Source organism: Magnetococcales bacterium (genome assembly GCA_015231175.1).
In the GTDB taxonomy this organism is placed as follows: domain Bacteria; phylum Pseudomonadota; class Magnetococcia; order Magnetococcales; family DC0425bin3; genus HA3dbin3.
In genome coordinates this window covers 42,005-52,436 of the sequence record JADGBZ010000017.1, presented here as the reverse complement: position 1 = coordinate 52,436, position 10,432 = coordinate 42,005, and the positions used below count along the sequence as shown (strand labels likewise).

General features: G+C 57.9%; 7 protein-coding genes. 3 read left to right on the top strand and 4 right to left on the bottom strand.

The window, feature by feature from the left end; genetic code table 11:
- Window positions 1–104: 104 nt before the first annotated feature.
- From HQL63_05980 to gap, 4 genes are all read right to left on the bottom strand, one after another.
- Window positions 105–1,472, bottom strand: a complete 1,368-nt coding sequence (locus HQL63_05980) for a DEAD/DEAH box helicase family protein (protein MBF0176382.1) — start codon at window positions 1,470–1,472, stop codon at window positions 105–107.
- A gap of 10 nt (window positions 1,473–1,482) precedes the next feature.
- Window positions 1,483–2,718: a glyceraldehyde-3-phosphate dehydrogenase gene (locus tag HQL63_05975; protein MBF0176381.1), complete on the bottom strand. Its 1,236-nt coding sequence runs from the start codon at window positions 2,716–2,718 to the stop codon at window positions 1,483–1,485.
- 180 nt (window positions 2,719–2,898) lie between these two features.
- Window positions 2,899–7,155: a phosphoenolpyruvate synthase gene (locus HQL63_05970; GenBank protein ID MBF0176380.1), complete on the bottom strand. Its 4,257-nt coding sequence runs from the start codon at window positions 7,153–7,155 to the stop codon at window positions 2,899–2,901.
- 5 nt (window positions 7,156–7,160) lie between these two features.
- Window positions 7,161–8,162 carry a type I glyceraldehyde-3-phosphate dehydrogenase gene (gap, locus tag HQL63_05965; GenBank protein ID MBF0176379.1) on the bottom strand — a complete coding sequence of 334 codons (1,002 nt, stop codon included), beginning with the start codon at window positions 8,160–8,162 and terminating at the stop codon, window positions 7,161–7,163.
- 213 nt (window positions 8,163–8,375) lie between these two features.
- On the opposite strand from gap, the gene HQL63_05960 reads away from it, so the two are divergent.
- The 3 genes from HQL63_05960 to HQL63_05950 are packed head-to-tail and all read left to right on the top strand — an operon-like array spanning window position 8,376 to window position 10,368.
- Window positions 8,376–8,825, top strand: a complete 450-nt coding sequence (locus HQL63_05960; protein ID MBF0176378.1) for a type II toxin-antitoxin system RatA family toxin — start codon at window positions 8,376–8,378, stop codon at window positions 8,823–8,825.
- Window positions 8,826–8,867: 42 nt separating this feature from the next.
- The gene (locus HQL63_05955; GenBank protein ID MBF0176377.1) at window positions 8,868–9,308 is read left to right on the top strand and encodes a type II toxin-antitoxin system RatA family toxin; all 441 of its coding nucleotides are present in this window, start codon (window positions 8,868–8,870) and stop codon (window positions 9,306–9,308) included.
- Window positions 9,309–9,330: 22 nt separating this feature from the next.
- Entirely contained in the window at window positions 9,331–10,368 is a 1,038-nt protein-coding gene (locus HQL63_05950; GenBank protein ID MBF0176376.1) for a thioredoxin domain-containing protein, read from the top strand.
- The last annotated feature ends 64 nt before the right edge of the window (window positions 10,369–10,432 follow it).

The following is a 10,432-nucleotide window of genomic DNA, read 5'->3' as shown; positions in this document are numbered from 1 at the left end:
CACCCCCCCTGGCAGAAACTGCTTGACAGTCAAGACAGTTGCTGGACCCCGTTTCGTAAAAAAGTGTGGCTTTTTCGTGGGGCTTTTCCCTCGTTTCGTTTTGTCTATTTTTGATAGGCCAAATGTTGCCGACGCCGCTCACTGGTAAAAGTCTCTGCCGTATCTTCAGCCACCAACTCATACAAGACCGCCTGCTTTCCCGCCTTGGGCCGCAAAATTCTCCCCAAACGCTGGACATGCTCGCGAACCGAACCCGTGCCGGAAACAATGATGCCAACCGCCACATTGGGTACATCCACCCCCTCATTGAGCACCCGCGATGTGACCAGGCAATCGACCTTACCAGCCCGGAACAGATCCAGAAAGTGTTTTCGCTCCGAAACCCGTGTCTTGTGAGTGATAACAGGGAGAAAAAAAGTCTCCCCGATGGTGTAGGCTGTGGCATTGTCATCCGTGAACAACAACACCTGTTCACCCCGGTGCTGCCGCAACACATGCCACACCGTGCGCAACTTGGCGCGTGAAGCCCGCGCCAGACGCTTTTGCATGCGGTAGGCGGCAAAAGCCTCCCGTCCCTCCCGCGACCGGGCACACACCTGGATGAAACGCCCCCACCCCTCAGGGGTGCTCAAACGCAAGCCATTCTCCTGGGCAAAACGTCGATATTGACCGTAGGCCGCATCGTAGGCTTGGCGTTCATCCAGATCCAGGGTCACCGGCACCCGCTCCAACCGGTATGGGGCCAGATATTTTCCCTCCAGCTCCGTGATTTCACAGCGATGACAAATCGGCCCCAGCAGCTCGTAAAGATCCGCCTCCTGACCATCGGTCCGCTCCGGCGTGGCCGTCAGCCCCATGCGAAACGGGGCAATGCTCATGATCGCCACCTGCCGCGTGGAAACAGCCGGCACATGATGGCACTCGTCACAAATCAAAAATCCGAATCGATCGCCATGGTGCTCCAGATGAATTAGAGCCGATTCGTAGGTGCTGACGGTGATCGGACACAGCAGATGTTCACCCCCGCCCCAAAGACCGATCTCCACGGCAAAGGAGCGGTGCAACTGCTCGTACCACTGATGCATGAGGTCAATCGTGGGAACCAGGATGATGGTATCGCGTTGCACTTTTTCGATGGCCAAACGCGCCACCAGGGTTTTGCCTGCCCCGGTGGGAAGGACCACCACCCCACGCTTTCCTGCCTTCAGCCAGGCATGCAGGCTCGCACTTTGATGGGGACGGGGTTGGTGCTCATCCCGTGTCCGAAAAGCCTGTTGGGAAAAACCCCTCGCCCTGTCCTGATAGGGAACCTTCAAATGGTGCAGGGTCAGAACGATGGGTCCATAGTGGCGCCCTTCGGCACGATAATGCCCGACCCGCTCGTCCCAGCGCACATAAGCCGCCACCGGCGCCGCTTCCGCCGGTGTGGCCATGATCTTCAGGGTTCCCTGGTCAAAGGTGATGTGCAGCATGAAGATGGCGTCATACCATCTTGTTGGCGGTATGGATCATGTTTTCCGTAAGCATGTTGACATAACTTCCTAACTCATTGTCATACCAACCATAAATGACGGCATGGGTGATGGGAATTTCGACGATGGGGGAGTCCAGGGTGGCGCGGACCTGCTCAGGAATGTTGGGAAGCTGGCGCAGATCTATACGAGAAAAAGCGGTGCGGGTGTGGGTCTCGGTGGCTTCGATGCTGGCAGCGGCCAGGGGAGAGCCGATGATGTCGGAAGAGACACTCTGGGCGTCGCTGTAGGCCAGGTATCCCGCAAAGGCCCCTTCGGCGGCATTCTTGTAGAGCGTGTTGATATCACTGCGATTATAAGGCGCAGTGGCATTGGGGGATTGCAGATTGACGCCGAGGACCACCAAAGAACCCGTGCTGGTGGGTATGCGCACCGACTCGGCCATGAATCCAATGTTGGCCATCTCGGGAATGACCAGACGCAAGGTCTTGGCCGCACCGGTGGTGGTCAGGATGATGTTGTTCAAGACGCTGCGGCTTTTGCGCAAATCTGTCGCCCCAGCCTTGGGCAAGGTGTCCAGAACGCTCTGACTTCCCGTCACCGCATGCACGGTCACCATGGAAGCCGAAAGAATCCGGTCAACTCCGAAATGATCCAACAGGGGTTTGACCATGAACGCCAGACAAGTCGTGGTGCAGGAGGCGGCGGAGATGATGTGGTGCCGGGCCGGGTTGTAGGCTTCGTCATTGATACCCATGACCACGGTGATGGCATCGGGCGGCATGCCCAACCCCTTGTTGCGCATCTTGAATGGCGCCGAAAGAATGACCTTGCTTGCCCCGGCTTCCAAATGTCCGCGCAGCGATCCATTTTTTTCGTTGGCCGGCGCCGTGGGATCCAGAAAAGCCCCGGTACAATCGACCACCAGCCGAACGCCATGTTCACGCCAAGGCAGTTCCGCAGGGTTGCGATGCATCCGGAGAAACCTGACCGGGATACCATCGATGACTGCCGTACCTTCGGCGTCGTTGGCCTCTTCGATGACCCGCCCACCCCGATAACCGCGCAGAAAATTGCCCAGATGGCCGTAGGTGCTGTCGGATTCCACCACCTGCAACAGGTCATCCAGCGAACGGCCTACCGGGCGTCCGACGTTGACAACCATCTCGGGAAAATGCTTCAGAGCCAATTGGCGCCACAACGTCAACTTGCCAATGCGTCCCAGTCCATTGATACCGAGTTTCATTTTTTTTCTTCCTCAAAGAGGGTAACGAATCGGGGTCCAGGGGGCTGGCTCCCTGGCAGGTCCAGGACAGAGTCCTGGTGGGGTTCGGGGCGAAGCCCTGACAAAGGCTTTCATGTCCAAGCTTTCCATGAATGGTGGGTTCGGGGCGAAGCTTTGACAAAGGCTTTCATGTCAAGGCTTTCATGTAATTACGGATTCAACCGCGTGCCAGCCGGCCAAGACCCATCCACGTCGGCCATCGAGGCTGATCCGGTCTCCGCACCGGATGGGGTGTCCATGCAGTTCGCCATGGTCGCGATCGACACCTTGAACATTCAAGGCTTCGCAGCCGACCACGCAGGTTTTTTCCAGACGCGCCGCCACAATGGAGGCATGCGAGGTCTGTCCACCCCGGGCAGTCAGCAGGCCTTCGGCGAGAAAAATTTCCTTGATATCCTCGGGAACGGTATCATAGCGGATCAGAATCAAGGGGGCATCCGGGTCTTCCGCCCGCAGGTTTTGGATCTGTTCCAGGTTGAACACCGCTCGGCCACATAACGTGCTGCCACTGACTCCGATGCCTTGCCCCAAGAAGGGATCGGTGTCCCGGGTATCCACTTTGAAACGGCGCACCACCAGGGGCTTTTCGGAAGCCGTGGCCATATCCCGGGTCTGGAGAAGCCACAGATTTTCCGGGTTTGGCCCGTCGAAGGTGAACTCAATCTCCTGGGGACTCCAGTCTTGGTCGTAGATCAAATTTTTGGCAAAGCGCAACAGTGCAGCGTGGATCTCCGGAAAACAACGTTCCAGGGAGGTTTCAGGATCTCGGCCATCGCTTTGGCACTGCGCCACGGAGACAGGTTGGGTGGCAACCAGACCGCCCACGATATCCTCGCCCTGGTTGCCGGGGGTGAAATCCCCCCACAACATGACCCGGTTGAGTCGCTGGCCAGGGTGGGCGGTAAACAACACCCCGGTGCCCGAACTTTGGCTCACGTTGCCGAAGATCATGGTCTGCAAAACCACGGCGGTGCCCCAATCGTTGGCGATGCCGAGGATGCGCCGATAATCCTTGGCCTTGAGGGCATTCCAGGATTGCACCACCTGCTGAATGCTGGCCAGAAGCTGCTCCCAGGGATCCTCCGGAATGACGACTCCCATCTCCCGGGTGGCTGCTTCGTAGGCCTCTGCCAGCTCTCGCATCTGTCCCGGGGTGAAGTCTCTCTTTCTTTCAACGCCGTGACGACGCTTTGTCTGGCGCATCAGGTCGGAAAATATGCTCCGACCCATATCGAAGCTCATGGCCCAAGATTGGATGAAACGGCGATAGTTGTCCCAGGCAAAAAAGGCGTTACCGGTCTCCTGGATTATCCCCGCCACGATGCCGCGATTGATGCCGACATTGTGGATGGTCTGCATCATGCCGGGCATGGAGATGGACGCCCCGCTGCGCACCGACAACAACAACGCCCGGTCGGCCTGCCCGAATTTTCTTCCCGTCCGGGTCTCGATGGTGGCGATCCGTTCTTTCAATTGCCCTAAAAAATCGCTCCAGGCCGGCTGATAGTGGCGAACGATCTGCCGGCAACGGAAAAACTCCGTGGTCAGGATCGTTCCCGGGGGAACGGGCAGAGCCAGATCGGCCATCTGCGTCAGATTGAACCCCTTGCCTCCCAGCAACATTAAATTGCGATCCTGGTGGCCCTCGGCATGGATATCCCGAAAGAGTCGCCGGGGATTGTAGGTCATGAGCAGATCCATACCCCGGGGATCCAGGTGTTTCTGTTGCGCAGACAGAACTTTCAGGATATGGGCGAGAAACCGGTCCAACGCCTGTAGGCCGAAGGTACCGGCAATCAGGTCGCGGAAGAACACCTCGCTGATTCGTTCCAGGGAGAGGGCCAGGTCATCCGAACGCAGGGGGCGGTACCGGGCCAACAATTTGTCGGCGGGCACCTGAGCGACGATCAATGCCAGATTGTCCCGGTGATGACTGGCATAGCGAGTCTCGATGATGGATTTCACCCCCTCGGAAAAACCTCGGAATAAATCCATGTACTGATGGCAGGAGAGTGGGCGGGTACGCAGAGAGTCTTCCAGAATGACCAGATGATCCCGCAGTTTCCGGGAGGTGATGCCATCAACAGCCAGGGCGCGCATAAAGTGGTGCAACTGCCTGGCGATGCCGCGAAAGCTGGCCTGGGTGATGAAGCCGTCGGGGATGGTCTCCAGCAAGCGCTCCAGACAAACATTGGCCAGATTTTCCAGCCGGAAGGTGAGGGAGAGGGCGTCAAACTTGCGCTCCCGATAGTGACCATACACCGATGGGATGCCCACGGCGATATGACGCTTCTGGTAGATCTCCTCCTGAGCCGGAAACACCTCCGAAGAGAGAATGACCGCCTGCAACCCCTCCAGGACATCGAGCAGGGTGATCAGGAGAGTTTCATGGTCCACCTCGGCATCGAGGTCAGCAAGAAGTCGATCCAGGTGCGGAAACCCCTGGAAGGAGGCATCACGCAGGGAGGTATGGATCCCCTGATAACCGAGATTGTACTTGCGATGCAGCATGTGGTAGAGGTGCAGCAGATGGGTGACCCGGCGGCGGTCATCCTCGGGAAACTCGGCGCCCCCCATGATGACAGGCAGGGTCTCCTCCAAAGGCAGATGCAGGAGTTTCTCCGGGTCGGAAAAACCGGAACGTTCACACGCCCGGGCCACCACCCGGTGTACCCCATCGAACAGGGGTCCGGCGACCGGTATCTCTTCCACCAACGTGGCGGGCAGATAGGGTTGCAGAGGTGTTTTGTCGCCGTCGAACCAGAAATGGAAGATCGCTGCCGCCAAACCCACGGTCAGGTTGGTGCTCTCCACATGGCACTGTTTGCGGAGAAAATGAACCATGTGATCCTGACGCCGGGTCAACTCATCCAGATCGGTCGAGACGTTGCGCAGCTCGCCCTCGGCGCCGATTTCATTGAAGAAAACCGGCAACATTCTGGTCAACTGTTTGATCAGATTGAAAATGGGCGCAATCCCGCCATTGAGGATACGGGTGATTTCCCGTTGGAAAAGATCGGTGTCACGAATGCAGGTACCTGTCAGGTGCAAATTGACGATCAATGCCGAAAGCAGCGTGGCGCACCATTTCGGGTTGCGCAGGATCAGGTTGAGCCAGATCCTCACGTTATACAGGTGCGCCGGATTGGCTACCGGCTGCCAATCGGCGTCAACTCCCTGCACCGCGCTGTGCTGGAAGCCGAAACGGACCACCTCTCCCAGAAAAATCTCGGCCAGATCGCTTTGATTGCGCTGGAACACCTCGGCGCCCAGGGCGTCCATGCACTGCAAGGCGGTGTGGGGATACTGAACGACATTGGCCTTGAGGAATTGGAAGGTGCGCAGAAAAACTCCCTGGATCTGCTCGAAGCTCTGCTCCGTCCGCACGAGGCGTACCAGGGTATGGTTGATCTCGCGCAAGGTCTCTTCGTGGATCAACCCGAGCCCCTCGGTCTCCATGATGTGAAACAAAAAGGCGAGGGTCTGATTTTCCAGATTCCGGGGGAAGTCTCGGGTGGCGATCCGACGCGCCAAATCGCCCGCAACCTGTCGGTAGCTTCGCACGATGTCCAGAAAGGTGGGAAGTTCCAGGAGTTGGTCAACCACATCCAGGGAGGCCGGCGCGGTCCCACCCATGGTGTCGCCCGTCGCCAGGATGACAAGGAGACGCTCTCTCTGGGCCAGCAGGGTATGATGGGAGATGGCGGTTGTGGCTGCACCCGTGTCCGGAGAGAAAAACGTCGCCGGATCCGGACGGCTCAACCAATAATCATGAGAGATTTTCAGGGTACGGTGCCACAAATCCCGTAAAGCGCCAGCGTCCAGGGTGGCGGCGTCCGCCGGTTGTTGCCGGCACACCTCCAGCAATCGCCCCAGGGTGCGGGAGAGGGGATAATAACTCTGCAAAAGCAAAAATAAATGCCGCTCCGGCGTGGCGGTCAACCGCCGGAACAACCGGTCGAAACGGGCAGCAAACGCAGCCAGGTGCCCGGGAGCGATCCGGGATGCCACCTGCTCCAGAAAGGCGGTCAACCCCTCCAGGGCATCGCGAATCTGCGGCTCTTTGCCCTCTGCGGCCTGGAAAAAAAAATCGACGAAGAGGTCGAAGGCATCCGGCCCCAGGTCATGATCCAGGTACAGGGAGCAGTTTTTGATGGCGAACCCCTTCAACTCCGGCAAAATCAGGGGCCAGTTGCGGAAGGGGTGGTTCAACTCCCGGAGCAGGAGGTCAAGGGCGTCGCTGATGCCGGAGTACTCCTGCACCACGCGCTGCAACACCGCATGGCGCGGGTCGATATCGACCTGCGCCACGGCGGTGTTGCGCAAATTGACCCGGAGGGCATCCGAAACAGGCGGAGACCCTCCGGTTTTGCCGGACAGAAGCGTCCTGGCGGTCACGTGTGTCACACTTCGCGTGCGGCCATGTGGTTGATCAGATCCAGGACGCGATTGGAGTAGCCCCACTCGTTGTCATACCAGGAGAGGATCTTGACGGTGTTGCCGATGACGTAGGTCGAGGGGCCATCGACGATGGAGGAGCGGGGATCGCCCAGGAAGTCGATGGAGACCAGGGGGATATCGCAATAGCCGAGATACCGGTTGGCGCCGGCGCGCAGGGCATCCTGGACCTCTTTGACGTTGGTTTCTTTATCGGTGATGATGGTGGCGTCCACCACGGAGACGTTGGGGGTCGGCACGCGCAGGGACATGCCGTCCAGTTTGCCTTTCAGGGAGGGGAACACCTCGCCGATGGCCTTGGCGGCACCGGTGGAGGTCGGAATCATGGAAAGGTTGGCGGCCCGGGCGCGGCGCGGGTCGGAGTGGGGCATGTCGGTGAGACGCTGGTCGCCGGTGTAGGAGTGAACCGTGGTGATCAGGCCACGCTGCACACCAAATTTCTCCAGAATCACCTTGACCACCGGAGCCAGACAGTTGGTGGTGCAGGAGGCATTGGAGACCACAACATGCTGGCGGGGATCGTATTCGTGCTCGTTGATGCCCATGACGAAAGTCTTGACGCCACCCTTGGCCGGAGCGGAGATGATCACGCGCTTGGCGCCGGCATTGACGTGGGGTTGGGCAGCTTCGGCTGTGGTCATCCGACCGGAAGCCTCGATGACGTAGTCAACGCCGGCTTCGTTCCACTTCAGGGCATCGGGTTTGGTCTCACCGGTGAAACGGATTTCGCGGCCATTCACCGACATGCCGTTGGCGGTTTCCTTCACCTCCCCTTCCATGGTACGGAAGATGGAGTCATACTTGAGGAGATGAACGAGGGATGCACGAGGGGCCGGGTCGTTGATGGCCACCACTTGAATGTTTTTAAACGCGGGATCCTTGTCGATGGCACGGAACACACAGCGGCCGATACGCCCAAACCCATTGATGCCGATCTTTACTGTCATTTTCAACTCCTGAATTTGAATGGCCATTTGGCCCGTTGATTGGCGTTCCCGGCCGTTCTGGCCGGATCCAGCCACGACCGGCGGAACATCCGCAGGTCGGTGAACCCTGAATGAAAGAGTGAGCTAGAAGATATTGGACTTTTCATCAAAAAACAACTCGGACACCGAAATTTTGTCCGGATTTTCCTCTGGACGCCCGCCGAAGGTGCCTGCATGCCTCGCATCCAGCTGACGGATACTGTACCATTCCAGCCCGTACAAATGTTTGAATTGGTTCTGGACGTGCGCAAATACCCGGAATTTCTCCCCTGGTGCACGAAGACCCGGGTCTTCAACGAGGAGGAGAGGCAATTCGTCGCCGAATTGACTATCAGCTTCCGGGGCATGCGGGAGAGCTTCCAGACTGTGGACCGGTTTGTGCCGCCACGCAAGGTGGAAGTCAAATTGCGTTCGGGTCCATTCCAGCATTTGGAGAACGAATGGATCTTTACCCCCACCCCCCAAGGCACGCGCGTTGATTTTTTCATCGACTTCAAGTTCAAAAGTCGTCTCATGAATGTGACTCTGGGGCCCATCTTCACTCAGGTCTCCAGGCAAATGCTGGAAGCGTTCCGGAATCGCGCCTTCGTTCTGTACGGCCAGACCCTCGTTTCGCCGCCATAGGAACCCGGTTTGTTTCGACCCACGTTCGGAAGAGAGTGCCGCATGTCCCAACATCAAGTCAACGCCATCGTCCCCTACACCCCCCAACAAATGTACGACCTGGTCGTGGATATGGACAGCTATCCCCAGTTTTTACCCTGGTGTGTCCAGGCCCGCAAGTATGACGTGACCGAAACGCAATTCATGGCAGAAATGACCATATCCTTCAAGGGTCTTCGCGAAACATTCCGCACTGTGGATCTTTTGGTTCCGGGCCGGAGCATCCGGATCTCTCTCCACTCGGGTCCGTTCAAGCGTCTGGAAAATTTCTGGAATTTTACCCCCGTTTCGGGAGGAACCCGTGTCGAATTCAGCATTGACTTTAAATTCAAGAATCGGCTGTTGGATGTCTCCATGGGGCCATTGTTCAGTATGGTGACCCAGCGCATGGTGGCAGCCTTCCGCCAACGGGCCGACATTGTGTACGGCTCCAGCCCCACGTAACATCACAAGGAGGATCACACCCATGTTGACAATGGGCAACACCCCGAACAAGGGAAATCGACTCTTCATGCTGCTGGCGCTCACGCTGATCGCCTGGACGGCCAACCCTCAAGCCGTCGGTGCCGCAGATGATGGGGTGGTCGCCCGCATCGGTGATTGGAAGCTGACGCAAAGCGAACTGGACAAATCCCTCGCCGGACGCATCTATGAAATCGATCAGCAGATTTATCAGCTTCGCCTGCAAAAGATTCAGGAGCTGATGGCCGAACACATGATGAACCAGGAGGCCAAACAACGCGGCATCACCCTGGATAAGCTCCGGGGTGAAATCGGTGGTAAACAGGAACCCGTCTCCGACAAGATGGTGACCGAATTCATCGAAAAAAATCATGAACGCCTGCCCAACCAGGGCAAAGGGATGGAAGATCGGATTCGTGGCTTCCTGGAAAATCGTGCCGGAGAACAAGCCGCATCCCGCTACCTGGCGGATCTGGCTAAAAAATTTGGTGCCCAGATCACGCTCGCTCAACCCAAGGCTCCCCGCATTCCCATCAAGGGACCGGAAGACCTCGCCAAGGGACCGGCCAGAGCACCCATCACCATCGTCGAATTTTCGGACTTTCAGTGCCCCTACTGCCGCAACATCCAGGCAACCCTGAACAAACTCTTCGAGCAATACCCGGATAAAGTGCGCCTTGTATTTCGCCACTATCCCCTTCCCATCCACCCCCTTGCCGCCAAAGCCGCCGAGGCTTCCCAATGCGCCGCCGATCAGGGAGGCTTCTGGGCCTATCACGACACCCTTTTCACCACCGAAAGCGACCTGGAACTCCCTCTCCTGAAAGAGCTTGCGGCCAAACAAAAGCTTGATACGACCAAGTTCAACGAATGCCTCACCAGCGGCAAACATGCCGCCCGCATCCAGGAAGACATGCAAGAGGGTGAAAATCTGGGCGTCAATGGAACCCCTGCCTTCTTCATCAACGGCATACCCCTGGTCGGCGCCCGTCCCCTGTCGGAATACAAACGGATCATCGACGACGAACTGGCTAAAAAATAACGGTAACTATTCAGCACCCGGCAACGAATCGGGGTCCAGGGGGCTGGCTCCCTGGCGGGTCCAG